The organism is Photobacterium indicum (genome assembly GCF_003026215.1).
Lineage (GTDB): Bacteria > Pseudomonadota > Gammaproteobacteria > Enterobacterales > Vibrionaceae > Photobacterium > Photobacterium indicum.
The window spans coordinates 464,267-490,773 of record NZ_PYOC01000001.1; the positions used below are offsets into that span (position 1 = coordinate 464,267).

Genomic DNA, 26,507 nt, shown 5'->3' on the forward strand with positions numbered 1-26,507 from the left:
ATCCACCTCAACAAAACTGACCTAGTCCAGAGGATGGAAACCAATGAAACAACTTATTGCTGGCCTTACTTTTGCTGCTCTTACAGTAAGCACGGCTGCACAAGCTCAACCCAATGTTGAACAATTAATTAAAGCGGCTCAAAAAGAAGGGCAAGTTTATAGTGTCGGTATGCCTGATGGCTGGGCAAACTGGAAAGATACTTGGGCTGATATGGCATCAACCTATGGTTTGAAACACCAAGATACAGACATGAGCTCGGCACAAGAAATTGCGAAGTTCGCTGCTGAGAGAAAAAATGCGACCGCAGATATTGGCGATGTGGGCTTTGCCTTCGGTCGAGTAGCTGTGAAGAAAGGGGTAACTCAACCTTATAAACCGACTACTTGGGCAGACATTCCAGATTGGGCGAAAGATAAAGATGGCCATTGGATGCTTGCATATACAGGCACAATCGCTTTCATTATCAATAATAACCTCGTTAAAGATGCCCCTAAAAGCTGGGATGATTTAGTGAAAGGGCAATATCGCGTCACCGTGGGTGACGTAGGTGTTGCAGCGCAAGCAAACAATGCAGTATTAGCGGCAGCCTTTGCGAAAGGTGGTAATGAGCAAGACATTAAACCCGCACTACAGCTATTTGGTGAGCTGGCAAAGCAAGGCCGTTTATCACTGAATGACCCAAGTATCGCTAACCTTGAAAAAGGTGAAGTTGAAGTGGGTATAATGTGGGATTTCAATGCCTTGAACTACCGTGACCAAATCGACCGTTCTCGCTTTACGGTTGTTATTCCTTCTGATGGCTCCGTTATCTCGGGCTACACCACGATCATCAATAAGTTTGCGAAAAACCCTAATGCTGCCAAGTTGGCACGTGAATATATTCTGAGTGATGAAGGACAGATTAACTTAGCACGTGGCTATGCGCGTCCTATCCGTTCATCAATCACTTTGCCTGATGATGTGAAAGCCAAGTTATTGCCTAACGAACAATATGCTAATGCAAAGCCAATTTCAGACTTTGAGCGTTGGGAAAAAACAGCCCGCAAATTGCCGCGCCAATGGCAAGAAAACGTTCTAATTCACATGCAGTAAGAGGTTGATATGCGCAATAAGGTGATTCTTGTTGTGCTTGATGGACTGAACTATCAGGTAGCTCATGATTGCATGGGCTACCTAAACGGTTTAATCGAAACCCATCAAGCCACGTTGTATAAAGTACAGGCACAGCTACCATCTATGTCACGCCCGTTATATGAGTGTATTTTAACGGGTAAGCGTCCTGTTGAAAGCGGTATTGTGAATAACGAAGTCGTGCGTTTATCTCATCATAGTAGTGTATTTAGCTTAGCGAAAGACGCTGGATTAATTACAGCGGCAGCGGCTTATCACTGGATGAGTGAACTGTATAACCGAGCACCGTATGATGCTATTCGTGACCGCGTAACAAATGATGAAACGTTTAATATTCAGCATGGCTGTTTTTACCATTCAGATCATTACCCCGACGAGCATTTGTTTTTGGACGCCGAGTATTTGCGCCGTCAGTACAATCCTAATTTTCTCTTGATTCATCCGATGAACATTGATGATACCGGGCATAAGTTTGGTTTGGATTCATCGCAATATCGTAATTCAGCGCGTTATGCAGACATTTATTTGTCGCGTTTTGTTCCGCAATGGATAGATCAAGGTTATCAAATTATTGTAACCAGCGATCATGGTATGAATAACGACCGTAGCCATGGTGGTGTATTAGCAGAAGAGCGTGAAGTACCGATGTTTGTAATAGGAAGCCAGTTTGCACACCGTAATGTTGTCGAAAATATTGAGCCTCCGAAACAGACTGAAATTTGTGGTTTAGTGTGTGATTTATTGGGTATAGAACATCACGATAAAGCCAGCTGTAAGATGTTATTAGCAGGGTCAAAATGAGTGAATTAATCTCAACGGCTTCTTCTGCCAAGAAGCCAAGCAATGGTGCAACCGTTAGTACTGTTCAGGTGGCATCACGCTTTAAGCCACTGTTTAAACCGCGGTATAAATCGCACTATAAGCACTGGCGTCCGGCGTTATTATTGCTGCCATTCAGTGTGGTATTTTTCTTCTTCCAACTTGCGCCAATGATATGGGTATTCGTTAACAGTTTTATTTACGATGAATCGTGGTCGGTTGAACACTACCATGAAATTTTTGAGTCTGATTTTTTATTGCAGTCTTTTGGTAACAGCATGTCGATTGCGATGTGGTCGAGCGTGGTGGGCCTAGCCATTGCGACGATTGGTGTTGCATCGTTACGACGGGTGGATTGTAAAATACGAGATTGGGTAGTGGCCTTTACGAATATGGCGAGCAACTTCAGCGGGGTGCCGCTGGCATTTGCTTTCGTGATTATTCTTGGTTTTAACGGCGCCATTACCTTGCTGTTAAAGCAATGGGGTTGGATTGACGATTTCAATTTGTACTCTAAAACGGGCTTAACGTTTATTTATATTTATTTCCAAATTCCTCTAGCCATGCTGTTGCTGTACCCCGCCTTTGATGCCCTGCGTAATGATTGGGAAGAAGCGGCGGCGTTATTGGGCGCGAATAAATGGCGCTATTGGTTACACATCGCTTTACCTGTGTTATCGCCAGCATTACTGGGTACGTTGATTATTCTAATTGCTAACGCGATGGGGGCGTATGCCAGCGCTTATGCGTTAACAACGGGTAATTACAACTTAGTGACAATTCGTATCGCGAGTTTAGTATCGGGTGATTTGTTCCTTGAACCTAACTTAGCCGCGGCATTATCGGTGTTACTGATGATCATTCTGGGCTTCGTAACAGCGATAAATCAATGGTTGCTGAAAAGGAGCTACCATGCAAAACGTTAATTTAAAAATGAGTGCGACGACCTATCATAAAACAGTGGTATATGGCTTAGTTTCGCTACTTGCCATTCCTGTTATTGCGACGTTAGTGTATTCACTAGCCCAACGATGGGGTGCAACCATTACTCCTGATGGCTTTACGTTTGATTGGTATCTACAACTGTGGCAAGACCCTCGATTTCTAGCAGCGTTTGGTCGCTCATTATTGCTCTGCTTTATTTCGTTAGCGGTGAGTTGCGCATTAATTATTCCGACTATTTTTGTGGTGTTTTATTATTTCCCACGATTAGATAGTTGGATGAATTTACTGATATTACTGCCATTTGCCGTACCACCGGTTGTATCTTCGGTGGGGTTATTACAGCTCTATGCTGATGGTCCAATTCCGATCGTGGGTACACCATGGGTGTTAATTGGTACGTATTTCACCATTGCATTACCGTTTATGTATCGCGCCCTAGCAAACAGCCTGCAAGGGATCAATTTGCGTGATTTGATGGATGCAGCTCATTTACTGGGGGCAAGCACACCCCGTGCCTTTGTCTCGATTGTATTGCCCAATATTCGTAAAGGGTTGTTAGCGTCGTTGTTTTTATCGTTCTCTTTTCTACTTGGGGAATTTGTTTTCGCCAATATATTGGTCGGAACGCGCTTTGAAACCTTACAGGTTTATCTCTACAACATGCGCCAAACCAGTGGTCACTTTACCTCTGCGTTGGTGATGTCTTATTTCTTTTTCACGTTATTTCTAACGTGGTTAGCAACGCGCTTTAGCCGTTAGAACACAGGGAAAATTGAACCATGAATTACGTTGAAGTTTCAAATTTAAGTAAACGCTTTGGTCAAAATACTGTGTTTGAAGGTATTAACTTGACGATTAAACAGGGTGAGTTTGTTACTTTGCTTGGCCCGAGTGGTTGCGGTAAATCGACACTATTACGTTGTATTGCTGGCCTGAATGATGTTGATAACGGTAATATCATTGTTAAAGGTGAAGATATTACCCATGCAGCGCCGCAAACGCGTGGCATTGGTATGGTGTTTCAGAGCTATGCGTTATTTCCCAATATGACCGTATGGGACAATATTGCATTTGGCTTGAAAATGCAGAAAGTGTCAGCGGCTGATTTAAAACAGCAAGTAGACAAAGTGATTGAGTTGGTTGAGCTAAATGGGCGTGAGCAATATTATCCTCATCAATTGTCTGGTGGGCAACGCCAGCGTGTTGCTTTAGCGCGCGCATTGGTGGTTAAACCCAGAATTCTACTATTGGATGAGCCTTTATCAGCATTGGATGCACGTATTCGTAAGCACTTACGTGAGCAAATCCGAACCATTCAAAAAGAGATGAACCTAACCACTATTTTTGTTACCCACGATCAAGAAGAAGCCTTAACGATGTCAGATCGTATCTTCTTGATGAATAAAGGTGAGATTGTACAAAGCGGCACAGCGGAAGAAATATATACCCAGCCCGCGAGTGAATTTGTAGCCAGTTTTATGGGAAATTACAATTTACTGGGTGCAAAACAAGTGCACGATATTTTCGGTATGTCGATTAATGGAAAACTCGCAATTAGACCAGAATCTATCTATGTACGTGAAGCGGGTCGTCAGTATGGTGAGCATATTTCAGCCCCGGTATTAGCGAATGTGGTTAGCCATCAATTATTAGGCAATGTGATTCGTTATCAGGTTGTGCTTTCTCAAGATGAAACACAACAACCAAACGTTGCACCAACGCCAAGCATTATTGTTGATATGCTGAACCGTTCATCAGAGCGTTTATTCGAACAAGGCACCAAACTTGAGTTGATGTTTAATAAAAACGAGATGCAAGAAGTGGCGTAATTAGCGTGGGTGCCTCTGCTTTAATCATGCTGTCTTAATGTGAGATTTTACAGTTCTGTTTAGTATTGAAAACGCCAACGTAATTGTTGGCGTTTTCACATCATCTGTTTGAAAAATAGAGATAATTAGTGGGGTTGGCATTCTTCTTTACTGATCAAGCTGGTTTTTGTCTCCCAGCTTCGAGAAACAAAATAAAGAGGATCGTTATAATCGGCATGTGACCGACAAGCTCTTCTAATCCCGAAAGTAAAAAGGTTGTCATAAATATAGCCAGCAACAGACCGTATATGATCCGGTTGGCAAGGTTGACTATAAGTATTAGTCCAAGAATGACTTCGCTGATACCGACAAAAACAACAAAATGCAGATTACTAATTTGTGGGAGGCTAAGCAGCGGGAAGAAATTGTAATAGTCGTTTTGGTTGATGAAAGCCAATGCCATACCTGGAAGCATTAACTTATTGTGGATACCTAATTCTAGTAATTGGAGCCCTAGCCCTATACGGACTAGATGGACTGCGATTCTGCGCCATTGTTCTTTGTCTTGATTCCAATACTTGCATAGGCGGTAGTCATTATTGTTTAAGCTGGGGCCAATGAAGATAAGCGACAGACCAACAAATAAGAATTCAAAGAGGTAATCAAACGCGATAAAAAAAGGAAAGAAAATGAATAGAGCGAGTGATGTTAGTGCAATCGCGACGCCTGTTAGGCTGACCGATACAGCCATTAGCACGATTGCCGACGCCTGAATGATAACGCCATACAACGCAAGTTGAGGTGATAAGTAGAGGTTTGGAGCAAGAAACTCCCCCAGTAACAGGTTAACTGCAAGATAACAATTAATGACGAGTACCAAGAAGTACCATATCCAAGGGTGTGGTGTGACAATAGGTTGAGTTAGCCCTGCTTTTAGTTTGTTAGGCAGTATGGGAGCGTATGTGATCATCGTTGCAAACAAAAAAAGGCTGAGTGTTGTGATAACAATAGCAAAAGAGATGGTATCGAAAGGGAGGCTTGTCTCTGGATTGGTGCCATCTGCAATAAACCACCTTACGTGAGCATGGCTAAATTGACTAAAACAAAGCGCAGGAAAAGAAGCTACGATGCAGAGCCATTGTTTAGCGCGTATTCGTTGTATTCTGTTCATTATCTGTTCTTCCAAAGGGCTAACCTGTGATTATCTTGTTGGCTCGTCGATGTTTTCTTCTGACAACGTTAAAAGAAATACTTCGAGCTGGTTGAGTTGGTAAGGTAATAATTTCAACGGTGCTAAATCTGAATGTGTCCCGAATGGCGTGGCTGCCCGATTGTAATAGTGGAGTACTTCTGTGAGTGTGCTGAATTGTCCTGCATGCATATAAGGGGCGGTATCGGCAATGTTCCTCAAACTCGGTACTTTTATAGCGCCCTTTAGTTCGTCACTGGCTCTTTTGATAAAAATCAGCTCTTTACATTGTGCTGATTCGCTATCGCTATAGTAACCAAGGCAATTAAATGGGTCTTTGAGAGCATGCTCGACTCCCGTAAATCGTCCTTTCTGGGCGGAAAGGTGAGGCGTCGGAACCGTTGTCGCGTGAAAGTCACCATTCGAGAAGAGTGCGCCGTTATGGCAACGAATACATTGCCCTTGTTCGCTGATAAACAGTTTAAGCCCTGCAATTTCGTTTTCGCTTAATAACGGCTTTCCGCCGATATCGGGCGATCTGGATGGTTCGGTGACTTGATCGATATAGCGATCGAACCGAGTATCTCTTGGCCATAGGGTTGCTTGATAAGCGGCTAATGATTTCCCTATATTTGCGTAAACACGGTTGATTTCCGTTTGTATTTGAATGCCTAGCCACTGCCAGTTCTTTTGTTCTTCTACGTATTGGCTGGTCGGAGAGGCCTGCTCTGGTAAAATGGTATTCATAAGCAGGGCAGGGAGGCTACCGAAAACAGTCTGGTAAAGTTGTGGATATCGATTTAACACGTATTGCACATATTGCGTACGAGTGCCGCCATGTTCAATATGATTTTCTAGTGGTTTTAATGCTTGTGCCCATAGGCTATCAGCACTGCCATCCAGCATAAACCAGTTGAAGCTAGCAATACCCAGCAATGTTGGTACTTGTTTATCTAACGAGATATCGCTATTGGCCGCTAGGGTGAAATAGTGCTCTGGCTGGTGGCAGCTCGCACAGGCGATTTGTTGATAGCGGCTCAGTTGAGTATCAGAAAAGAGTAACTTACCAAGTAATGCAGCCTGCGGATTGAGTAAATAGTTATTAGACGGATCATTTATTTCCCATTTACTTGGAAGGCGCAAGCTGCGAAGTATGGCTAATTCCTCATCAGTCCAAATTGTTATTACAGGCGCTGGGTTATAGGTTATTAAATAAATTAATAACACTGTTATAGCTGAGCCTACAATCACCATTGCTTTATTTAGCATTAGTATGATCCAGATCAAATTCTATTTTTTGATGGAATTTTGAATTGGGGTTTAAATCAATTAATTCGATTATCCACGCCCCATACATATTAAACTTTATGCCATCAACAATGTATTCTCCGGGCTTCGGTTCATTAATTAGCAGAGGTTGCGTCGGTAAGCCATGCTGATGGGCGGGCATCCCTCCCTTTATTTGAAACTCTAACCCTTGAACAGGTTGCCCTGTTGTGTCATCGATATGAATAATCCAAGAGTGAATTTTATTTAAAACAATAGGAAATTCAGTGGGTTCTGCGGTGATGCTGTATTTAGGTGTTTGTACAATAACGGGCAGCGTTGATGAGGCCATCGATGGGCTGTTCATCAATACGAGTAATGTAATAATTATATATTTATACAACACAGCAACCTAGCTTATTAATTATTATATTTATTGTTTGAAGTATTGTATTGATAGCGTTATTGATCAAGCTCAGCATTAAGATTAATTATAACAATCTAGCCTTATATAAATATCAAGGTTGAAGTTTGGTATTAATAACTAGTTATATTCCTATTTACAAAGTGGTATTTTTTTTACCTCTTTATTGGTAATTATTTGCGGGTGTTTGTCGGTGTTTAAATTATAGTTAATCGTGTTGTGGTATATGTACTTTATAGGTCATGACGCCAACGTAGAAGCTCTGGTTTTATCGCGTGAACTACACTAAAACGACTTGTCGCCCATAAGTGAAAGGATAATGAGATGAAGAAGCTGCTAGTAACATTATTGTTTTTATCAACATTGTTTGTATCAACGTCTGTGCTTGCTTCACAAGGAGAATCCGTAAGCTATCAAGTCAATGGCGAAGAATATGAAGGCTTTTATATGGCCCCAAGAAAAGGTGCGCCTTTAATCTTAATGGTTCATGACTGGGATGGACTTACCGCCTATGAAAAAAAGCGCGTAGGTATGCTAACTGATGAAGGCTATGCGGTGTTTGCAGCTGATCTCTTTGGTAAAGATGTACGCCCCACAGAAACAGAAGAAAAGAAAAAGCTAACAGGCGCTTTATATCAAGATAAAGAAAAAATGTTGGGCTTGCTTGATGGTGCATTAGAGAAAGCCGCATCATTGGGTGCAAAAGCCGATAATACCGTTGCAATGGGCTATTGTTTTGGCGGGGCAGCAGTACTTGAAATGGCTCGCAGTGGTGCAGGTATGAAAGCATATGTCACCTTCCATGGCGGATTAAAAACACCAGAAGGGGCTGACTACGCGAAAACAAAAGGAAAGGTACTTGTGTTTCATGGTGGTGGTGATACCTCTGTAACCATGGCTGATTTTGCAGATCTTTCTACAGCCCTTGAAGCCAGTAATGTCGACAGCGAAATGATTGTATACAGTGGTGCACCACACGGCTTTACTGTTGAAGGTTCCGATCGTTATCAAGCAGCAGCCGATCAAAAATCTTGGGCACGTTTTGTTGAATTTTTAGCAGAAATTAAATAACTGTCTCTGCTAGTCAAATTTAATAGCCATTTTCTGATGTCGAGCCAAAAGGGTTGCGTTAAACGTAATCCTTTTAATATAAGGGAAAATCATAGTGTAATTATTGATTCGATTGTGAGTAAACAATTTTGCGAGCATACTGGTTTATGCTATGGCAATGCCCCTAAGAATGATGAAAGAGTGAGGAGCCCATTTGAATATCATAGAAACAGAACGATTAACGATTCGCTGGTTAACAGAAGATGATGCTGAGTTTATTTATAGGCTTTATAACACCGATTCATTCTTACAGTTTGTGGGTGATAAGAATTTACAAACAATAGACGATGCTCGTAAATACTTACTGACGGGTGCATTAAATATGTATGAGCGCATTGGTATGGGCTTGTATATGGTTGAACTAAAATCGGACAAGACGGCATTAGGTATTAGTGGCTTAATAAAGCGTGACTCTCTTAATGACATCGATATTGGCTACGGTTTTTTACCTGAATTTGAAGGTAAAGGGTATGCGTATGAAGCGGGTGTCGCGCTAAAATCCTATGCTAAAAATATCCTGAAGATTGAACGGTTAGTTGCGATTACTACCGCTGATAATAAGCGCTCTATAGCGCTGTTAGAAAAGTTGGGGCTCGACTTTGAAAGTACAGTTGAAGAACCAGATAATCAGCCAGCTTTATGCTTGTATGCAATGCCCCTGTAAACATTCGAATAACAAAAAAGGAAATCATTATGTTATGTGTTACAACGTCAGACATTATTGGACGAGAAATTACAGAAACATTGGGTGTTGTTACGGGTAATGTTGTGCAATCTAAGCACGTAGGTCGAGACATTATGGCAGGTTTTAAAACTATCTTTGGTGGTGAAATTCGCGGCTATACTGAAATGCTCACAGAAGCTCGTGAAGAAGCCTTAAACCGTGCAATTGCCGATGCACAATCGCAAGGCGCTGATGCAATCGTAAATCTTAGGTTTACAACAAGTGCAATCATGCAAGGTGCTTCAGAAATTCTTGCCTACGGTACAGCGGTTAAACTACGTTAATTCATTAGGCTTATTTTGATGTTTGCTAAATAACTTAGCATAAATTGCAAAGAATTTAGCAAATTTGCAGTACGTAAATACCGTTGGAATAATTTTATATATATACGAACGCCGGCACATGATTTTTGTGCAGGCGTTTTTCTTATGACTAAATGTTTAATCAGCGTTTATATATGGACGTAACTCTTTTGGGCTGTATTACATCTTATCTGTAAAAGTGCGAGTTATAACGTCTTGCTGCTGTTCTTTGGTTAACGAGTTAAAACGAACTGCATAACCAGATACTCGAATAGTCAGTTGAGGATATTTCTCTGGATGCTCAACCGCATCAAGCAACATCTCACGATTCATCACGTTTACGTTCAGGTGTTGACCACCTTCCACATCAACTCCATTTTTACCGCCTTCGTGGTGGAAATAACCATCCATTAAGGCTGCCAGATTTTGTTTTTGGGTATCCATATCTTTACCCAGTGCATTTGGCACGATGGAGAAAGTGTACGAGATCCCGTCTTTCGCGAAAGCAAACGGTAGTTTCGAAACCGATGTTAATGACGCGACAGCCCCGTTTTGGTCACGACCATGAACTGGATTTGCTCCTGGGCCGAAAGGCATACCGGCACGACGACCATCTGGCGTATTACCCGTTTTCTTACCATAAACAACGTTAGAAGTGATAGTCAGGATCGATTGGGTTGGAACCGCTTCGCGATACATGCTCATCTTCTGAATCTTCTTCATGAAGCGTTCAACAAGATCGCAGGCAATGTCATCCACACGTTCGTCGTTGTTACCGAATTTCGGATAGTCACCTTCAATGTTGAAATCGATAGCAATACCATCTTCGTCACGAATTGGAGTGACTTTAGCAAACTTGATAGCTGCCAATGAATCGGCCACAACAGAAAGCCCCGCGATTCCACACGCCATGGTACGACGGACGTCACGATCCATCAGCGCCATTAGCGACGCTTCATAGCTATAACGGTCGTGAGAGTAGTGAATGATGTTCAGAGCGGTCACATATTGTGTTGCTAACCAATCAAGCATTTCATCAAATCGTGGTATTAGACTATCGAAATTAAGTACGTCATCTGAAATTGCAGGTATTTGAGGGCCAACCTGTACTTTTGATTTTTCATCAATACCACCGTTGATGGTATAAAGCAGCGCTTTTGCCAAGTTTGCACGCGCCCCGAAGAACTGCATGTCTTTGCCGACGATCTGTGGGCTGACACAACACGCAATCGCATAGTCATCGTTATTGAAATCAGCACGCATCAAATCATCATTTTCGTACTGGACTGACGATGTCTCAATAGAGATTTTTGCTGCATATTTCTTAAAGGTGATAGGCAGTTGCTCAGACCAAAGAATGGTCATGTTAGGCTCTGGTGCTGGGCCCATGGTATGTAACGTATGCAAGTAACGGTACGTGGTTTTACTTACCAATGTGCGGCCGTCAACCCCCATTCCTGCCATCGCTTCTGTTGCCCAGATTGGGTCGCCAGAGAACAGCGAGTCGTAATCAGGCGTGCGAAGGAAGCGCACCATACGTAGCTTCATGATGAAGTGGTCGATCATCTCTTGCGCTTGCTGCTCGGTGATCAAACCGTTATTTAGGTCACGCTCAATGTATACATCAAGGAACGTTGAGGTACGCCCCAGAGACATTGCTGCACCGTTTTGTGACTTCACCGCCGCAAGGTAACCAAAGTACGTATATTGAATTGCTTCTTGAGCTGATCGAGCAGGGGCTGACATATCAATGTCGTATTTAAGGCCCATCGTACGAATGTCTTCTAATGCTAGCATTTGGTCGGCCAGCTCTTCACGCAGGCGCAATATTTTTTCTAGATCTTGACCGTGCTCTAGGAACGTCTGAGTTGATTTGTACTGTTCTTGTTTGTCTACTTTTAGAAAGTCGATACCGTAAAGTGCAATACGACGATAGTCGCCGATAATACGTCCACGGCCATAAGCGTCGGGTAAACCAGTAATAATGCCTGAACTACGGCAGGCTATGATGTCTTTGGTATATAAATCAAAACACGCTTTGTTATGCGTTTTGCGATAATCCGTAAACGTTTTTTCAACGGCTGGATCCAACTCACGACCATATACTTCACATGAGTTTTTAACCATTCGAATACCGCCGTTGGCGATGATAGCGCGTTTTAATGGTTTGTCAGTTTGTAGGCCTACGATGGTCTCAAGCTCTTTGCTGATATAGCCAGCATCATGGGAAGTAATGGTTGAAGGCAAATCAGTATCAAAGTCAACTGGAGCATGTGTACGGCTCTCTTCTTTGATACCGTTTAATATGCTATTCCAAAGGGTGTTGGTTGCTTCAGTAGCATCGGCAAGAAAAGTTTCATCACCTTCATAAGGTGTATAGTTGCTCTGAATGAAGTCACGAGTATTTACCTCGGTTTGCCAATCACCGACAGTGAAGCCTCTCCATGCTTGAAGCATTTCAGAAGTTGGAATTGTCATATTTATACCTCGTAATAAGAGTTATATAGATTTTGTGTATTGAATAAGTAGAAATCAGATAACATAAAATTTTCCACCACTGTGATGTGATGATTTCTAGCCGTATTCTGAGCGAGAAAATTGATACGGTGTGTTATGTTATTGATTGATTAATATCGCTACTTTTCGTTGACGGCATACTATGCCCAGCACGGCTATGAGTAAAATGAATGCTTATCATATTTTGAATGCGCTGTGTGCATAGATTGATTTGATGTGAGGTTCTATTTCTATATAACTGCTTTATACTCAATGGATAAGTATGACGTTTGTGGTGGTAGCAAGTTACCTTCGGTATACGTATTTTGCTAGCCATAATTGTTTAGAACACAAGAGGTATTGTCTATGATCTATGGTATCTGTTTATCACATTTTCTATGGTCATTATTCCAAACATAATTTTCCTGACAAATGACTCGGAAGTGCCAACGAAGTAGAAGTGAGGATGCCTAGACCAAATCTTCTGCAGTTTTTCATCTAATTGAACTGCTTGTTCAGAAGACTCGTTTCTTACCGGATTGTTACTGCTGATATCATGTCCGGTGGCTGCTGCAGATTCAAAAAAAATTACGGCATCATAGCGAGCGATTTCATGGTCAAAGGTTGAATTTACATCTTTAAAAAAGTCGCTTTCCGTACCAGGCCAGTAAGCTAGGCCGTCAAGTGACCCGCGATCGCAAACCAGCAACCTATCCGGAAATTGTTTTTTATGGATTTCCTCCAGATTTTTCTGCAGCTGAAAAATAGTTTTCTGAATCATTCTGAGTGTTTGATCATTATCTGAGCGCGTTATTCCTCCGGAAAAGAGCAAGGTTGCAGCCTCGGGTACAACGGCAATTTTATGACCTAGCTCTCTACGGAATAGATCCAGTGCTGTGGTTTTGCCTCCACCGGGACCACCCGTTACGACAACTTGCAACTGCTTTTTCATTACGGCCTCTAACTAGCGAGTTGTTATCTAAGAAGCTTAGTCAAAAGTTGAAAATAATTAGCTATTTCTAAAGTTGTTATTGACCTGTCTATAACTTCATAGTTTAAAGTGCTCTTATTCAAACAATGGAATCGAATTAAATGGTGTATCGAATTTCTGAACTCGCTGTTGAAGTGGGGCTGTCACGCGCCGCTCTACTTTACTATGAAAAACAAAGCCTTATAAAAGGTCGGAGATTAAGTAACGGCTATCGAGTATACAGCGAGAGTGATCTTCAGCGCATCCGTTTAATTCGGCAACTTCAGGCTGGAGGATTAACCCTCAAAGAGTGTAAAGCGTGCTTAGAGGCAAAAGTAGATCGTAAACTTTTACAAAGTCGATTACATAAATTGGATGATGAAATTGCCCAAAAACAACAGTCGCGACAGCTTCTCGCGGCGATGCTTGGTGAGGGAAACCTCAAAGAGTGGCATGAAAATACAAATAAATTAGCGCCTGATGCGCATTTAGATTGGTTAATGAAGCAGGGATTCAGTGAAAAAGAAGCTCTGCGATTAAAATGGTTATCAAAAGACATGAACGAACACGAACAGTATATGGCCGAATTTATGACGGTCTTTGAAGCACTTGACCGATGGGCGCCAGGAAGTGAAAGTGAAACACTCAAAGCGTTGTCGCTTTTACCTGAGCAACCGAAAGTCATTCTTGAAATTGGCTGCGGTAAAGGGCTGGCCACGACGGTACTGGCAAAGAATACGACCGCATCTATTACAGCAGTGGATAACGAGCAATCGGCATTAACAAGACTTAGTGACCGTTTTGAAGCGGATGGTTTAGCATCTCGACTCACAACAGTTTGTGCCAGTATGACGACGCTGCCTTTTAGTGAGGCGAGTTTCGATCTTTTATGGGCAGAAGGAAGCGCTTACATTATGGGTGTGACCAAGGCTTTATCTCAATGGAAGCCTCTGCTTGATGACGGCGGTATTTTAATGCTAAGCGACTTAGTCTGGTTGACTGATACGCCGAATGAGGAAGCTATCGAATTCTGGAAGCATGAATATCCTGATATTCAAACGGTTACTACACGTATCAAACAGATGGAAATTGCTGGTTATGACGTTATTAATAGCTTTACGCTCAGTCGCCAAGCATGGCAGAACTACTATGAACCATTGAAGTTGCGCATTGAAGAAGTACAATCAGAAATGCAAGGCTCTCAGGTACTGAAAGAAATTAGTAAAGAAGTCGACATTTACAGCAACTATCTTGGTCAGTTCGGCTATCAGATGTTTATCCTAAGAAAGTGCCGTTAAAGTAGCGGTTATCTCTTTTTTTTTAAGTATGTTTTAAAGAGGCACTATCGTGAAAACCACCTCCAATGGAGGTGGTTTTTGTTGAAACACTAGACGCAGTATTGTGGGCGGGTTATTTGCCCACAGTTTTGAGTCGTAAACAGATCTGAAGGTTCTTGGGTCGCATGGTAATGGCATACTCTTCCACTACTGGCGGGCTCTTCGGCTGAGATATGTCAAATTGCTGGCATAGCATGGCGATGACCATTTTTGTTTCCATAAAAGCCAGAGTTTCACCGGGGCAGTGACGTGCACCACCGCCAAAGGGAAAGTGGCTGGTTGCTTTGTGCGGACAAGCTTCTGCTGCCACGGCTTCTTCCTGCCAGCGCTCAGGCCTGAATTGCTCTGCGTCCTTAAAGTGCTCTGGGTTAAGTCCGCCTAGCCGCGTCATCAAAAAGAGACCGGTACCAGCTGGTAACTCTGTGCCATCCAGTAGTGTCACCTGATCAACGGTTTCAGCTGATATCATGGGAGCTGTGGACTTTAGGCGTAAGGTTTCACGGGCGACGGCCTCCAGATAAGTCAGCTCATCCAGCCCCTGCACGTTGATCTGACCCTTATGCTTCAATCGGATCTGTTCCGCCTCTTCATTTATTTTGCACTGAATATCCGGCCTCTGGCTGATAAAATACAGCATCCAGGCGATCAGGTTAGAGGTTGTGTCTTCACCTGCCAGCAGTAATGTCAGGATATTGGCAAACAGTTCTTCGTTGGTCAGGCGGTTATTATCATCAGAAGCCGCGACCATCGCCTGTAGTATGGTTTCGGGAGCATCTGCCAGCTGCGGGTTGAATTGCAGTTCATCCCGAGTTTGTTCTACTATCTTTAGCGCATATTTCTCAACTTCAATCAGTGCCTGATCTAATTTGCGATCCTTTTTAAATTTGATGTATTTCCAGTAGGGAAAAGGCATCCTGGTGCGGCTGTTTAACTGCGGGAAGATCACTTCTAGATGTTTCTGCAGACCATCTCCGTCATGTTCCAGTAATCTGGTGTCATGTCCGAACACCAGAGAGGTGGTGATATCAACGGTAAAACGGCGAAGATCATCATGGATAGAGAGAGTATCTTGCCCTTTTTTCTTAACGAGACGAAGGCGAAGTCGTTCAGTGGTTTGTTCCAGCAGAGGAAAAAATGAAGCTAGGCTCTTTTTACTGAATGCGGGCATGATTAGCCTGCGCTGTCGCTTCCAGCTTTCGCCATTGGATGAAAGTACACCGTGGATCCCGAGTTCTTTGAATACCCGCTCGAGACTAGCGGTACGATTGAAAGACTTTGGGCGCCGCCGCAGGATATCTTTGACCACCACAGGGTCTGCTATCACCACAAACAACAGGCCAGCAATATCGATTTTATATGTATTACCATATTCCAAACACCATTGCTCCAGCACCTGATGCAGTTTTTTAGACTGTAGCTGCAGGAAATTGCCCAACAATGGCCAGCCTTTAGGTTGGGGTAGGTCATCCAATGTTCGTTTTATCAGTTGATTTTCCCGTACCACTGACTCCGTCATGCTTGTATCCTCCTTTTATGATAACCAACTACTGTGGGGTGACAGAAATGGGTTATAAACACACCAACAGATCGTACCAGTTGATAAGTATAGTGGCTTTGTTGATATTTTCCGCTGATTAGTAAAGATGATTATTAGGAAGGGCCTGGGCTCTGTTCAGTAACTTCGTTGGGAGCCCTCATTTTTGGTCTCACTTCCCTAAGTCTAGATTGGCAAAAGAGGGAGTGGATTCTATATATCAAGTTATGGTTACAGAATATCTAGGCGCCCCCCGAATCAAAAAATTTCACCATCTAACGTTCTTGTTCATACCTGCAACTACTCAGAACACGGCAAGTTGGCGTAATTGGTATAAACATTGGCTGCAATTGCACTGTGTCTAATTCTGTTCTTCTTTAATCTAACCCTACAAACGACAGCGAGGAGATAGGCTGGACCTAATTTAATTGGTTTTGATACATGGATAGTGACTTACCTAGATTGAGGATAGAAGCTATGACGATCAATAAACTCAAAAGAAGAGACTTCTTCAAGGTTGTGGGGAAAGGGGCAGTATCAGCAGTTGCCATATCACAACCTGCTTTAGCTAATGCAACGACACCTTCGAACGTAAACCTTCCATCAGATTATAAAACGGTTGACTCTCCCCTTGATGCAACTGAAATGGCGAACCTTGTCAGGAATAAAAAAGTCACACCTAAAGAGCTTGTTCAAGAGGCCATATATAAAATCCGACAAACGAACGGCGAGGTTAATGCTGTCGTCTCCGAGTGCTTTGATATTGCTCTAGAGCGCGCAAATTCATTTAATCCTAATTCTCCATTTGCGGGTGTCCCATTTCTAGCCAAAGACTGTGTTGATGTCGTTGGTCTCGAGTGCTCGATGGGTTCTAAGTTAAATAAGGGACGAAGACCGAAATCAACATCTTGGTTTATTCGCGCGGCGCAAAACGCAGGGTTAAACACCATCGGTATAACAAATATCCCAGAGATGATGACGCTAGGTTGTACACAAAACCCCCTTCATGGTGCAACGCGAAACCCATGGGACCTGCGTAAAGGTGTACATTCATCCACTGGAGGTGGTGCTGCTGCAGTTGGTGCCGGATATGTGCCACTTGTCCACGCAACTGATGGTGGTGGCTCTTCACGTATGCCCGCATCAGCGACGGGGATCTTTGGTTACAAGCCAAGTCGAGAGTCCCTTATTACGGGGCTAGCCAATGGCTCAACCAATGAAGACTTTACTCATCAGTCATTTATGTCGAGAACAGTCCGTGACACAGCATTAGCCTTGTCTGTTACTGAAGATCATACAAAAAACCGTTTTGAGCATGCTTTTCCACGTACAGCAATCGGTATGGTAAATACCCCACTTAATCGTCAAATAAAAATCGGTGTAACCATGAAGGATATACATGGGAGACTACCTGATGAAGATACAACTGCTGCCATTCGTTCTACTGTTGAATTATTGGAAGGGTTAGGGCATATCGTTGTGGAGGTTGCTCAACCTGTAAAAGATGGTGAAGCGTTTATGTATAACTATATGGGAGTCTTTGGAAACAAGATGGCTAGCTTAGCCGAACAGTTCGATAGTAAAGGGATCCCCCTAGAGTCCATGTCGGATCAAGTGAGCAAAAATGTCACTTATTTAGCGCGCACAATGCAAGCTCGTTTGAAGTCTCATCCAAATCTTTACATCGATTCGAAAGCAAATTGTCACCATTTTGCTGTTGCACATAATTTGGATTTTTTTAACACAATCGATGTATGGCTGACTCCTTGCTCAAATCATATCCCACAGGAGATTGGTTATTTTGATCAACAAGCACATTCAGGTGAAGAAATTTGGACGCGTTCTGAAAAGTTAATGTCTTACACCCCTATAGAAAATGTGGCAGGGAATCCTGCAATGTCAGTGCCTCTGTATTGGAACAAGGACAGCCTACCAGTGGGCAGTCATTTCTCTGCAGCAAGAGGTAATGACCGTCTCTTGCTTGAGTTGGCTTATCAATTAGAAAACGCCAATCCGTGGGCTGGTAGAAAAGCCCCGATAGCCCTTTAAGTCCATCCGTTCAAATAAGAAGCAGTAGATGAAAACAATAATTTATTTGGTTATGTCGAGCATGATGTTCGCCCCTTTCGCATACGCAGCGTTAGCACCTAATGAGGGAATCAGTGGAAATGTCACATTCTTAATCGGTATGACGGCAAACTCGAGCAACTTGGATGTGGGGCAAAGCGCCGAGCAAACTCAAACAGACTTGTTTTCTTCAGGTACAACTGAAGCGAGTGGCATGGCTGCCGTGTTAGGTTCGCTACAGTACACATTTGGAGAGTTGAAAGACAAACAGTTTTTCTTGGGGACATCTAGAGACGATATCATTACAGGTACACTGGCATTTGAAATCGGCTACAGACAGCAACTTAAAAGTGGAATGATTGTTGATTTTTCCATCTTACCCACTTTAATCTCTGGAGAAGTATGGGATGACCCATATGCTCTAGATGCGAAAAGAAAAGAGACAGATCTAACTGGCAACGTTATTCGAATGCAGCTTTCCAGAATTATGGGGTCAAATTTTCATCTAGATATGGCAGTGGGTGAATCAGATGTAAAACATGAAAAAACGGGGCTTAAAGGACTTAATCTGACTGACGAAGAACGTGCTTTAATGACTCGTGAGCGAAATTATTTCTATCTTAAAACAGGTTATCAATATTTATTGAAGAATCGGGCTGGGCTCTTAACTCCATCGGCAAATGTCTTTTCATCGAACTCTGAGGGCGATGCATTGTCTTTTATCAGTTTTGGTGCCGAGATTAGTTTAGCCAACAAGATTGAGAATCACGGTTTTGCTTTAACCGTCAGCACAGCCAAAAGAGATTACGATGAGAAAAACCCAATATTCAACGAAGTGCGTGAGGACAAAGACTACGGAGTATTTGTAGCCTACGAGTATACGGATATTTTGGGCTATCAGAATTGGTCCTTGGTTTCCTTACTAGGGGCGAAAACGGTCAAGTCAAACATTGACTATTATGACTCTTCTCAATATCTCATTTCACTAGGTTTGAACTACAAATTCTAGAGATATGGTTGAGCTGAACGCTTCTTGTAACTTGTAATAAAATCCTTTAGTTTGGAGCTAAATATAGGGATGAGTTAACTACCAGGGAATAAGAACAACAGGGAGTTATGTTGGAAAATTATAGTACTCAGTTACCAATCTTCTGGTTTAAGACTTTAGATTCTGCTATTCAAGTACGAGTTGGAGACAGCAGTGATATTTGGGGGGGGCCTGATACTTATAAAGCCCTTTTATCAGCTGATTCCATCTCTGCTTATCAACTTCAAACAGGGATCTCCAATATTTATCAACAGTTTAACTATGAACTCATCGATATATTTAATGAATCTGCAAAATATTTTGATGAATTGGAGTTAGGGGCTCCCGCTCTAGCTATTCTGACTGCCCCAACCTTGACAAGCTTTTGTGAACTTCTTAGCCGATATTCCATTCATATCCATCCATTACTAAAGATATTTAGTCGTGAGACAGAGTGTGGTGAGTTAGAGCTTTGGACTGTTACACCTGAATATATTGATGAGTCAACTTTGATGACACATATCAGTTTAGGGCTCTATTTGAGTATTGTCCTTAAGTTAGTCAGGCGCTATCTCAATACTCCGAATCAACATTTAGCCATACATATCAACAAAAATACGATAGGCCATGAGTTCTCCCCTATTTTTGAGCGAGTCTTCAATGTTGAAATGAAGCATGGTTATCCAGCTCGTTATCTTCTTTTTACTCAAGATATTGTTAAGTCTAAGAGTCGTCAGTTCTTACCAGACTTTCACGCAGCCTTAATAAGGCTTGCTGACCAGCAGATGGAAAAAAAACTGGAGACAAGCCTGCTGCTTAAAGTCAATGAGGCGTTTAAGACGGTATCAGTAAAAGATATAAACCAAGACAGTATTGCTAGTACTCTTCATATGAGCTCAAGAACGTTGAATCGTAAACTACAGCAAGAGGGCATTAGTTTTCGTCGGTTGTTCGATAAGTATCGCCTTGAGTTGAGTCTGACAATGCTCAATAGAACGGATTTTAGTATCACCTATGTTGCCCATGAGCTAGGGTTTTCTGATTCTAGTGCTTTTAGCCGAGCGTTTAAAAAGTGGACAGGGCACCCACCAACGAAGCTTAAAATTTAATTGTAAATGTTTTATGTCTATAAGTGCGTTTGTGTATCGACAGACGTCATTGTGAACATCAACCGATTTTGTCAGTTTGCCAATTACCAAGGGAAATTGACGGTTCTATTTGAACAGCGATTTTCTGAATACTTCAATTGGGCTATTCAGAGGTTGCGAAGGATGACTGTGATGGATTCGAAAGATCAACTCACCGTTGATGTGGTCGCTAAGATCACTTAAGGGAAAATGAGTATTAGTAATGCCACCCCCCTGCAAGCTAATACACGATTAAATCGATTAGCTCTACAGAGAGGTGTTTATGATTACAAATCAATCTTCAAATGGTTTCCATTCAAAAATTAGATTTTTGTTAGGCTTGTCTTTTATTCTGGTTAAAAATTTCTCAACCAGACATCTTCATTCACTGATGCTTTATTTTTGCGTTTTTTCTTACCGCTGCCTTCAGGTTTTGCCATCGGCTTATTTGCAGTTAAAAACGCTTCATTAACCTCATCAGCTTCAAAGCCTGCTACTTGCTCACGTTCAAGTCGAACCTTGTTCTTCTTTTCGATGATTTTGAAATGATGATAATCGTCATGATCGATAAGCGATAACGCTAAGCCCACTTCACCAGCACGGCCACTTCGGCCAATACGGTGCATGTAGTCTGATGGGCTTCTTGGTAAGTCAAAATTGATCACAACCGGCAGTTTTTCAATGTCTAGACCACGGGCGGCAATATCAGTAGCAATTAATACCTCAATCTCACCGGCTTTAAACGCTTCAAGTACACGAGTACGAGCGCCTTGGCCTTTATCGCCATGAAACACTTCTGCGGTAATACCACGTTTAGAGAGTTTGTCAGCTAAGTGCTCACAGCTGTTTTTAGCATTAACGAAAATAAGCGCTTGTCGCCATTCATATTGCTTGATCAAATGTGCTAATAAGGCTGTTTTTTCGCCCTTATTAACGGTAAAAACGCGCTGTACTAAGGTGCTAGCATCTGCACTTTGCAATTGAATTTCAACAGGATCGTTAAGTAATTCTTGGGTTAACGTCTGTACTTGTTCAGGAAAGGTCGCTGAAAATAATAACGTTTGCTTATTTTTTGGCAATAAATCCAACAATGCAGATAGCTCGTCAGTAAAGCCTAGACTTAACATTCGATCGGCTTCATCAAGCACTAAGGTTTTAACCCTATCGAGCTTAATGGCATTACTTGAAATTAAATCGAGTAATCGACCAGGTGTTGCAACCAAAATATCAGTGCCGCCACGTAATGCGAGCATTTGAGTATTCGCAGATACACCACCAAAAACAGCAACCGTTTTAATCGCTCCGTTAAAATGCACCGCATGAGATTTAATGCTGTCAGCAACTTGCTTGGCCAGCTCACGGGTAGGAACCAAAATCAATCCAGTAACATAGTTACCTTTACTGTTTTTGCTACTCAAGTGCTGTTGCAGAAAAAGGTGCTGCAATATAGGCAGTGCAAAAGCGGCAGTTTTACCAGAACCAGTATTTGCCCCTGCAATTAAGTCACGTCCTGCTAATACACTTGGGATCACTTGCGCTTGAATAGGCGTTGGCTGTTGATATTCCAGCTCAGTTAATCTAGCTAATAGAGGTGAAATAAGGCCAAGTTCTGTAAAGTTGGCTGGCGTTGTGGCAGTAGTCATTAATATAAAGGGCTCAGAGCTAAGATAATAGCGCGCTATTTTAGCGTATTTATGCCCCGTTAAGTTAGTGATATCGATCAAACCCTGCCGTAATGTCATTCCCCCCTCCAATAGACCGAGTTTTATACGAAACTAAGTTCCAAGCGTTAAGTAGAGCAATGATAGGAATAATATAAGAAGCACAACCGTTCTTTTTGTTGTCCCAGATGTGGGTTAACTATAACTTGTATTATATATGCATGTTATATAGGATGTTGCGCAATAGGGAAGCGGCTAACATCTCAATACTTACTGATAATCAAGGACAAGCATACAAGCTTAGCAATAGATAAAAGTCAGTAGAGATGCCGAATTACCCAGCAAAAACATCAATTACAATGGGACAGTATATGCGTTCACTTTTTATTCGAATGAGGTTCATTCACTGGTTAGGTGCGATTGCACTTTTGGTTAATGCTACATTTTTTACTGATGTGTTATTTTCACAAATCATTCAATATGTTGTTGTTGTTTCTTTGATTATCCATGACATAGATGAAAAATTTTGGGGCGTCGATTCTCTGGAAAATGTCACAAATTATATGAAGAATTTTGAGAGAAAAGATCTTTCTGTACCTTGCGAAATAAACAGTAAGTACAACAAAGAAATGGGTAATGTGCTCAATGTCATTAATACCTTCAGAGAAAATGTGAAATGTGCGCTGGTAGATATACAACAACAGGCCAATACCTCTGATGAAATTTCCGATTTACTTAAGCTTAAAACTCAAAACATTTCAGTAAGGATTCAGGAACAAGACAATCGAGTCCACTTTATAACAAATCAAGTTGAGACTTTGGATCAGACATCGATAACTCTTCAATCCAAAGCAGAAGAAACGCGCTCAAAAGTCGAACAGACCCGAGATGATTTACTTACCTCAAACAGTACAATGGGAGTGATGGTAAAAGAGATAGGTACTTACATCCAAAACAATGACTCACTTCAGAACAAATTTCACCAACTATCTAAGCAAACACAATCTATTGAAAAAGTAGTATCGGTCATCAATAATCTGGCTGATCAAACGAACCTTTTGGCTTTAAACGCCGCGATAGAAGCTGCCAGAGCGGGAGAATATGGAAGAGGTTTTGCTGTAGTGGCGGATGAAGTGAGAAACTTAGCGAAATCTACTCAGGAAAGTTTAGATGATATCAACCAGATAATAACGGGGATATCTGAAGCGGTTCTTGACGCTGGTGAACAGATGAAAACTCAGTCTGTAGCGATAACATCATTATCTCACTACACGACAACCAGCCAATCAGGGCTCGAAGCGGCCTGCGAAAATATTAATGAAATCCTCCCCCTTATTGGTCAAGACAGTGAAAGTGGTAGTGTTGATATTCTTTATGTTCACAAGCTGGTTAGAGATATCAGTAAAGAGATTGAAGCATTGAAAACGCTTTCTAGCTCAAATGCTAATGATTGCGCTGAACTTGAACAACAAGGGTACTACCTTAGTGAAGTTACAGACAACATCGTAGGACAACTGGGGTTATTTAAAACAAGTTAAAATTCTTAGACGCGATAATCGTGTGTATTTCTAAGCAAAGAATTCATAGTACAATATAACACTCTCCCCAAATACTCAAAGAGGGGGGAGTGGAGTGAGTTTCAATAATCAAGTCAAAAAAAATCCTACTTTTGCGGGTAAATAATTATGTTCAGGGTAGATGGCATATAGTTTTTTACATGGCATTTTATAGCTCTGAAATAAAGCTATTAGCTTACCTTTTTGAATCGCCAGCATAAAATCAATGAAACCCAGAATTGAAGATATTATATTTCAGGCTTCAGATAAGTCTGGCACGACCTAGGTCAGCTGTTATGGCACTGTGGATTATGTACGGCTAGATGGCAGTGCTCACTCTGCCGTCTTCTCTACAAGTTAATTCACTAAAACATCGGACAGTATTATCCACGATTTATATTGGCCGAGACGTTGCAAAAGACGGTAGGTATACCATAACGATATATGTTTACGTTTACGTGTTAGCTCATTTATCAGAGCTAACAGTTAGCATCGAGGATCTACTATCTTAGATAGAGTGAAACTATTCATGCAGTTTAGACAAAATTTCTTCAAACAGAACCTGCATAAGTTTCTGGCCGTGTTCACTACTCCAGTCCTGAGCGAGTTCCGCTATCAACTGATTGGTAGTGGTGAGCGTGACACCATGGGATTCCATGCGGCGCAGTGCTGTTTCATCCGCTATTTGGCTTGGTGAACCAGAGCCGTCAACAACGACTTGTACATTATACCCTTCCAACACTGACGTGATGGCTGGATAAACAACACAGACGTCAGTTGTAATACCAGCAATGATCAGATTTTTACGTCCAGTCTCTTTAACTGCGGCCGCAAAATCAGGATCTTTCATCGCATCGACAACACCCGCACGCTGCACGCGTTTTTCAAATGCTTCTGGTACTGCTTGCTGAAGTTCCTCGAACAACGGACCTTGGGCTTGATCCTCCATACTCGAAGTGAGAATCAAGGGCATGCCCGTTTCATTCGCTGCACGTGCTAACGCAATCGTATGTCTCTTAATCTCTTCCAAGTCAGCAGACTTAACCCAACCCATGGTACCAACTTGATGATCAATCAATAACATCGCTGAATTTTCTGGCGTAAACATAGTGTGATTCATTTTATATCTCTCTTTTGGTTGAGCCATTACTGGCAGTTAATGAGTTAATTGCTTTTGTAGTTTGTTAATTTGACGCGAACCGAATATTGCATTGTCTCGACTCGAATGTACCGATGGTCCTGTACTGATAATCGGCTGTGCTAATGGTTTTCCCGTGACCAACAAGAACTCAGCGGCATTATTCGTGGTGCTAACCTGGATCTCGTCGTCACTGGCGTTAAATATTCCCATTTCACCTGCGGACAAATGAGTTGTACCAATTGCCAACTGGCCAGAACGCAGGTAAACAAATGCTGTTATCTGCCCTTTGGCAACCTGATGTTGCCACTTAGATCCCGATTTCAGGTTCACATGGAGATAGGTCATGGACACAGAATGTTGTACAGGGCTGCTCACCCCTTGATGCTCACCGACAAGTACTTTAGTTCGACTTTTGAGGTTTCTCACCTCAGGTAAAGCATCACTCTGAGCGGTAGAATAGGTGACGGGGCCCATTTCATTTTCAGCCGCTGGTAATAAGGTCCACAGTTGAAATGCCTCCGCTTTACCTGCATCGGGATAAACAGTTTCTTTATGTAAGACGCCACCACCTGCTGACATTACCTGTATGCCTCCTGCAAGTAGATGGCCGGTATGCCCTCCCGTGTCTTCATGTTTTATACTCGAAATCAGTGGGTAGCTGATGGTCGCCACGCCTGAATGACCATGAAAGCCAAAGCCTGCAGTGTTATCTGCGTCGGAAATAGCGAAGTGATCCCACAGTACAAAGGGATTCAACACAGTTAGATTGCTTCTAGAGACAAAACTGGTGACGGGTTCATGATTTGAACCAGTACGAATTTCTTGAATAAATCGGCTCATTATCTGCTCTCTGATTCGTTGGAATAAGTATATTCTAGATAACTATCCATTCATTGAGTAGGTAGTATAATTGGGTTTATCTATCCCATTGTTAGAGGTAATAAATGGTAGATTTCAATGAAATCAATATATTCATTAAGGTTGTTGAAGCCGGTAGTTTTGTTGGAGGCGGAAAGCTGCTCGGCGTACCGTCCACCACGGTCAGTCGCAAAGTTCAGCAGCTAGAAGATAGTTTAGGGGTGAGGTTATTGCATAGAAGCACAAGAAAGCTGTCCCTGACTGATCAAGGATTGCTCTATTTCCAACAATGCCAGCAGCATCTTATGGGAATTGAAGAGGCCAACCTTGTTGTAACCCAGTCACAAAAGCAACCGAAAGGGACCCTGCGGATTACTTCTCCATTAGATTTCGCCACTTTATACGCTCAACCTTGGATCAACGAATTTCTTGCTAAGTATCCAGAGGTGAAAATTGAGCTGAAAGTAACAGATCATCAGGTCGATCTGATAGAAGAGAGAATTGATATCGCTTTTCGATCTGGTGTGCTGAAGGATTCCAACTTGGTTGCTCGTCGGCTTGGACCCAAGCAAAGTGTTTGCTGTGCTAGTCCCGACTATCTTGCTCAGTATGGTGAACCAATACACCCCAGAGAATTGACTCAATATCTTTGTATTTTATGGGGGAATACTCTTCAAAATCAGAATTGGCAATTTAAAGATATCGACCAGGTATTAGATATTCCTGTAAATGGTCGGTATGCCACTGATGCTAATAATCTATTAATCAAGGCAGCGGTGGCCGGATTGGGCATTGCCAGAGTTCCTTTGCCTTTGGTTAAGCCTTATCTGGAAAGTAAATCGCTTAACTTGATACTGACAGACTACGAAATTCCTGCTGGTAATATGTACATTATCTATCAGTCTCATAAATATTTAACTCAGAATATTCGCTTATTTGTGGATCATGTGATCGACCAAATTACATGATCCACAATGTCAGCAAATTGGTAGTCTAAAGAGCAGGTAACATCAT

At 42.1% G+C, this 26,507-nt stretch carries 23 protein-coding genes and 1 pseudogene; 15 read left to right on the plus strand and 9 right to left on the minus strand.

The genetic code is table 11. The annotated features are described in order from the left end of the window. Positions 1-43 precede the first annotated feature (43 nt). From C9J47_RS02025 to C9J47_RS02045, 5 genes are read left to right on the plus strand one after another with little or no spacing between them, the layout of a single operon-like run. Positions 44-1,093, plus strand: coding sequence for an ABC transporter substrate-binding protein (locus tag C9J47_RS02025; RefSeq protein WP_107252007.1), 1,050 nt, complete (start codon positions 44-46; stop codon positions 1,091-1,093). Between the two features lie 9 nt (positions 1,094-1,102). Continuing rightward, positions 1,103-1,933, plus strand: a complete 831-nt coding sequence (locus C9J47_RS02030; protein WP_107252008.1) for an alkaline phosphatase family protein — start codon at positions 1,103-1,105, stop codon at positions 1,931-1,933. Further along, a complete protein-coding gene (locus C9J47_RS02035) occupies positions 1,930-2,877 on the plus strand; it encodes an ABC transporter permease (protein WP_107252009.1) in 948 nt (315 codons plus the stop codon). Before C9J47_RS02030 ends, C9J47_RS02035 begins: the two co-directional genes overlap by 4 nt. After that, positions 2,864-3,655 carry an ABC transporter permease gene (locus C9J47_RS02040; RefSeq protein WP_107252010.1) on the plus strand — a complete coding sequence of 264 codons (792 nt, stop codon included), beginning with the start codon at positions 2,864-2,866 and terminating at the stop codon, positions 3,653-3,655. Before C9J47_RS02035 ends, C9J47_RS02040 begins: the two co-directional genes overlap by 14 nt. A 20-nt stretch (positions 3,656-3,675) precedes the next feature. After that, a complete protein-coding gene (locus C9J47_RS02045) occupies positions 3,676-4,725 on the plus strand; it encodes an ABC transporter ATP-binding protein (protein ID WP_107252011.1) in 1,050 nt (349 codons plus the stop codon). 154 nt (positions 4,726-4,879) lie between these two features. Here the strand turns inward: C9J47_RS02045 and C9J47_RS02050 are convergent, their stop codons facing one another. The 3 genes from C9J47_RS02050 to C9J47_RS02060 are packed head-to-tail and all read right to left on the minus strand — an operon-like array spanning position 4,880 to position 7,565. Continuing rightward, positions 4,880-5,875 (minus strand): hypothetical protein, encoded by a 996-nt coding sequence (locus tag C9J47_RS02050; RefSeq protein ID WP_107252012.1) that lies wholly within the window; start codon positions 5,873-5,875, stop codon positions 4,880-4,882. Positions 5,876-5,905: 30 nt separating this feature from the next. Next, entirely contained in the window at positions 5,906-7,162 is a 1,257-nt protein-coding gene (locus C9J47_RS02055; protein ID WP_107252013.1) for a cytochrome-c peroxidase, read from the minus strand. Next, on the minus strand, positions 7,152-7,565 hold the full coding sequence (locus tag C9J47_RS02060) for a FixH family protein (protein ID WP_245903254.1): 414 nt from the start codon (positions 7,563-7,565) through the stop codon (positions 7,152-7,154). Before C9J47_RS02060 ends, C9J47_RS02055 begins: the two co-directional genes overlap by 11 nt. 342 nt (positions 7,566-7,907) lie before the next feature. Between C9J47_RS02060 and C9J47_RS02065 the strand changes: the two genes are divergently transcribed. The 3 genes from C9J47_RS02065 (at position 7,908) to C9J47_RS02075 (ending at position 9,701) form a co-directional block, all read left to right on the plus strand. Continuing rightward, entirely contained in the window at positions 7,908-8,654 is a 747-nt protein-coding gene (locus tag C9J47_RS02065; RefSeq protein ID WP_107252015.1) for a dienelactone hydrolase family protein, read from the plus strand. 193 nt (positions 8,655-8,847) lie between these two features. Beyond that, the gene (locus C9J47_RS02070; RefSeq protein WP_107252016.1) at positions 8,848-9,357 is read left to right on the plus strand and encodes a GNAT family N-acetyltransferase; all 510 of its coding nucleotides are present in this window, start codon (positions 8,848-8,850) and stop codon (positions 9,355-9,357) included. A gap of 29 nt (positions 9,358-9,386) precedes the next feature. Continuing rightward, positions 9,387-9,701, plus strand: coding sequence for a heavy metal-binding domain-containing protein (locus C9J47_RS02075; RefSeq protein WP_006228833.1), 315 nt, complete (start codon positions 9,387-9,389; stop codon positions 9,699-9,701). A 198-nt stretch (positions 9,702-9,899) separates the two neighbouring features. Here C9J47_RS02075 and pflB read toward each other — a convergent pair whose 3' ends face one another. Together pflB and C9J47_RS02085 are read right to left on the minus strand one after the other, a co-directional pair. Further along, positions 9,900-12,197: a formate C-acetyltransferase gene (gene pflB, locus C9J47_RS02080; protein ID WP_107252017.1), complete on the minus strand. Its 2,298-nt coding sequence runs from the start codon at positions 12,195-12,197 to the stop codon at positions 9,900-9,902. Between the two features lie 382 nt (positions 12,198-12,579). Then, positions 12,580-13,167, minus strand: a complete 588-nt coding sequence (locus C9J47_RS02085; RefSeq protein ID WP_107252018.1) for an AAA family ATPase — start codon at positions 13,165-13,167, stop codon at positions 12,580-12,582. 143 nt (positions 13,168-13,310) lie between these two features. Here C9J47_RS02085 and C9J47_RS02090 point away from each other — a divergent pair, with 143 nt between their 5' ends. Continuing rightward, positions 13,311-14,483 (plus strand): MerR family transcriptional regulator, encoded by a 1,173-nt coding sequence (locus tag C9J47_RS02090; RefSeq protein WP_211321692.1) that lies wholly within the window; start codon positions 13,311-13,313, stop codon positions 14,481-14,483. A 112-nt stretch (positions 14,484-14,595) separates the two neighbouring features. On the opposite strand, the gene C9J47_RS02095 is transcribed toward C9J47_RS02090, so the two are convergent. Next, positions 14,596-16,038 carry a cytochrome P450 gene (locus tag C9J47_RS02095; RefSeq protein ID WP_107252020.1) on the minus strand — a complete coding sequence of 481 codons (1,443 nt, stop codon included), beginning with the start codon at positions 16,036-16,038 and terminating at the stop codon, positions 14,596-14,598. Positions 16,039-16,533: 495 nt separating this feature from the next. On the opposite strand from C9J47_RS02095, the gene C9J47_RS02100 reads away from it, so the two are divergent. The 3 genes from C9J47_RS02100 (at position 16,534) to C9J47_RS02110 (ending at position 20,259) form a co-directional block, all read left to right on the plus strand. Further along, positions 16,534-18,105 carry an amidase gene (locus C9J47_RS02100; protein ID WP_107252021.1) on the plus strand — a complete coding sequence of 524 codons (1,572 nt, stop codon included), beginning with the start codon at positions 16,534-16,536 and terminating at the stop codon, positions 18,103-18,105. A gap of 28 nt (positions 18,106-18,133) precedes the next feature. Beyond that, positions 18,134-19,132: a DUF2860 family protein gene (locus C9J47_RS02105; protein ID WP_107252022.1), complete on the plus strand. Its 999-nt coding sequence runs from the start codon at positions 18,134-18,136 to the stop codon at positions 19,130-19,132. 107 nt (positions 19,133-19,239) lie between these two features. Further along, positions 19,240-20,259 carry a helix-turn-helix domain-containing protein gene (locus tag C9J47_RS02110; RefSeq protein ID WP_107252023.1) on the plus strand — a complete coding sequence of 340 codons (1,020 nt, stop codon included), beginning with the start codon at positions 19,240-19,242 and terminating at the stop codon, positions 20,257-20,259. A gap of 374 nt (positions 20,260-20,633) precedes the next feature. Here the strand turns inward: C9J47_RS02110 and C9J47_RS02115 are convergent, their stop codons facing one another. After that, entirely contained in the window at positions 20,634-21,920 is a 1,287-nt protein-coding gene (locus C9J47_RS02115; RefSeq protein ID WP_107252690.1) for a DEAD/DEAH box helicase, read from the minus strand. A gap of 389 nt (positions 21,921-22,309) precedes the next feature. Here C9J47_RS02115 and C9J47_RS27420 point away from each other — a divergent pair, with 389 nt between their 5' ends. Both C9J47_RS27420 and C9J47_RS02125 read left to right on the plus strand, forming a co-directional pair. Then, positions 22,310-23,476, plus strand: a complete 1,167-nt coding sequence (locus C9J47_RS27420) for a methyl-accepting chemotaxis protein (RefSeq protein ID WP_107252024.1) — start codon at positions 22,310-22,312, stop codon at positions 23,474-23,476. A 365-nt stretch (positions 23,477-23,841) separates the two neighbouring features. Further along, positions 23,842-24,006 (plus strand): annotated as a pseudogene (locus C9J47_RS02125) (IS4-like element ISPpr2 family transposase); the annotation flags it as partial. Between the two features lie 11 nt (positions 24,007-24,017). Here C9J47_RS02125 and C9J47_RS02130 read toward each other — a convergent pair. Together C9J47_RS02130 and C9J47_RS02135 are read right to left on the minus strand one after the other, a co-directional pair. Beyond that, positions 24,018-24,614 carry an isochorismatase family protein gene (locus C9J47_RS02130; protein ID WP_107252025.1) on the minus strand — a complete coding sequence of 199 codons (597 nt, stop codon included), beginning with the start codon at positions 24,612-24,614 and terminating at the stop codon, positions 24,018-24,020. Positions 24,615-24,650: 36 nt separating this feature from the next. Next, positions 24,651-25,475, minus strand: a complete 825-nt coding sequence (locus C9J47_RS02135; protein WP_107252026.1) for a pirin family protein — start codon at positions 25,473-25,475, stop codon at positions 24,651-24,653. 104 nt (positions 25,476-25,579) lie between these two features. On the opposite strand from C9J47_RS02135, the gene C9J47_RS02140 reads away from it, so the two are divergent. Further along, a complete protein-coding gene (locus C9J47_RS02140) occupies positions 25,580-26,461 on the plus strand; it encodes a LysR family transcriptional regulator (protein ID WP_107252027.1) in 882 nt (293 codons plus the stop codon). Positions 26,462-26,507: the final 46 nt, after the last annotated feature.

What these genes read in the sequence shown, in the direction of transcription:
- C9J47_RS02105 (WP_107252022.1), top strand. Translation starts at nt 18,134, where the DNA reads ATGAAAACAATAATTTATTTGGTTATGTCGAGCATGATGTTCGCCCCT.
- C9J47_RS02140 (WP_107252027.1), top strand. Translation starts at nt 25,580, where the DNA reads ATGGTAGATTTCAATGAAATCAATATATTCATTAAGGTTGTTGAAGCC.
- C9J47_RS02100 (WP_107252021.1), top strand. Translation starts at nt 16,534, where the DNA reads ATGACGATCAATAAACTCAAAAGAAGAGACTTCTTCAAGGTTGTGGGG.
- C9J47_RS02045 (WP_107252011.1), top strand. Translation starts at nt 3,676, where the DNA reads ATGAATTACGTTGAAGTTTCAAATTTAAGTAAACGCTTTGGTCAAAAT.
- C9J47_RS02030 (WP_107252008.1), top strand. Translation starts at nt 1,103, where the DNA reads ATGCGCAATAAGGTGATTCTTGTTGTGCTTGATGGACTGAACTATCAG.
- C9J47_RS02055 (WP_107252013.1), bottom strand. Translation starts at nt 7,162, where the DNA reads ATGCTAAATAAAGCAATGGTGATTGTAGGCTCAGCTATAACAGTGTTA.
- C9J47_RS02040 (WP_107252010.1), top strand. Translation starts at nt 2,864, where the DNA reads ATGCAAAACGTTAATTTAAAAATGAGTGCGACGACCTATCATAAAACA.
- C9J47_RS02025 (WP_107252007.1), top strand. Translation starts at nt 44, where the DNA reads ATGAAACAACTTATTGCTGGCCTTACTTTTGCTGCTCTTACAGTAAGC.
- C9J47_RS02115 (WP_107252690.1), bottom strand. Translation starts at nt 21,920, where the DNA reads ATGACTACTGCCACAACGCCAGCCAACTTTACAGAACTTGGCCTTATT.
- C9J47_RS02065 (WP_107252015.1), top strand. Translation starts at nt 7,908, where the DNA reads ATGAAGAAGCTGCTAGTAACATTATTGTTTTTATCAACATTGTTTGTA.
- C9J47_RS02050 (WP_107252012.1), bottom strand. Translation starts at nt 5,875, where the DNA reads ATGAACAGAATACAACGAATACGCGCTAAACAATGGCTCTGCATCGTA.
- C9J47_RS02085 (WP_107252018.1), bottom strand. Translation starts at nt 13,167, where the DNA reads ATGAAAAAGCAGTTGCAAGTTGTCGTAACGGGTGGTCCCGGTGGAGGC.
- C9J47_RS02035 (WP_107252009.1), top strand. Translation starts at nt 1,930, where the DNA reads ATGAGTGAATTAATCTCAACGGCTTCTTCTGCCAAGAAGCCAAGCAAT.
- C9J47_RS02135 (WP_107252026.1), bottom strand. Translation starts at nt 25,475, where the DNA reads ATGAGCCGATTTATTCAAGAAATTCGTACTGGTTCAAATCATGAACCC.
- C9J47_RS02095 (WP_107252020.1), bottom strand. Translation starts at nt 16,038, where the DNA reads ATGACGGAGTCAGTGGTACGGGAAAATCAACTGATAAAACGAACATTG.
- C9J47_RS02130 (WP_107252025.1), bottom strand. Translation starts at nt 24,614, where the DNA reads ATGAATCACACTATGTTTACGCCAGAAAATTCAGCGATGTTATTGATT.
- C9J47_RS02075 (WP_006228833.1), top strand. Translation starts at nt 9,387, where the DNA reads ATGTTATGTGTTACAACGTCAGACATTATTGGACGAGAAATTACAGAA.
- C9J47_RS27420 (WP_107252024.1), top strand. Translation starts at nt 22,310, where the DNA reads ATGCGTTCACTTTTTATTCGAATGAGGTTCATTCACTGGTTAGGTGCG.
- pflB (WP_107252017.1), bottom strand. Translation starts at nt 12,197, where the DNA reads ATGACAATTCCAACTTCTGAAATGCTTCAAGCATGGAGAGGCTTCACT.
- C9J47_RS02110 (WP_107252023.1), top strand. Translation starts at nt 19,240, where the DNA reads ATGTTGGAAAATTATAGTACTCAGTTACCAATCTTCTGGTTTAAGACT.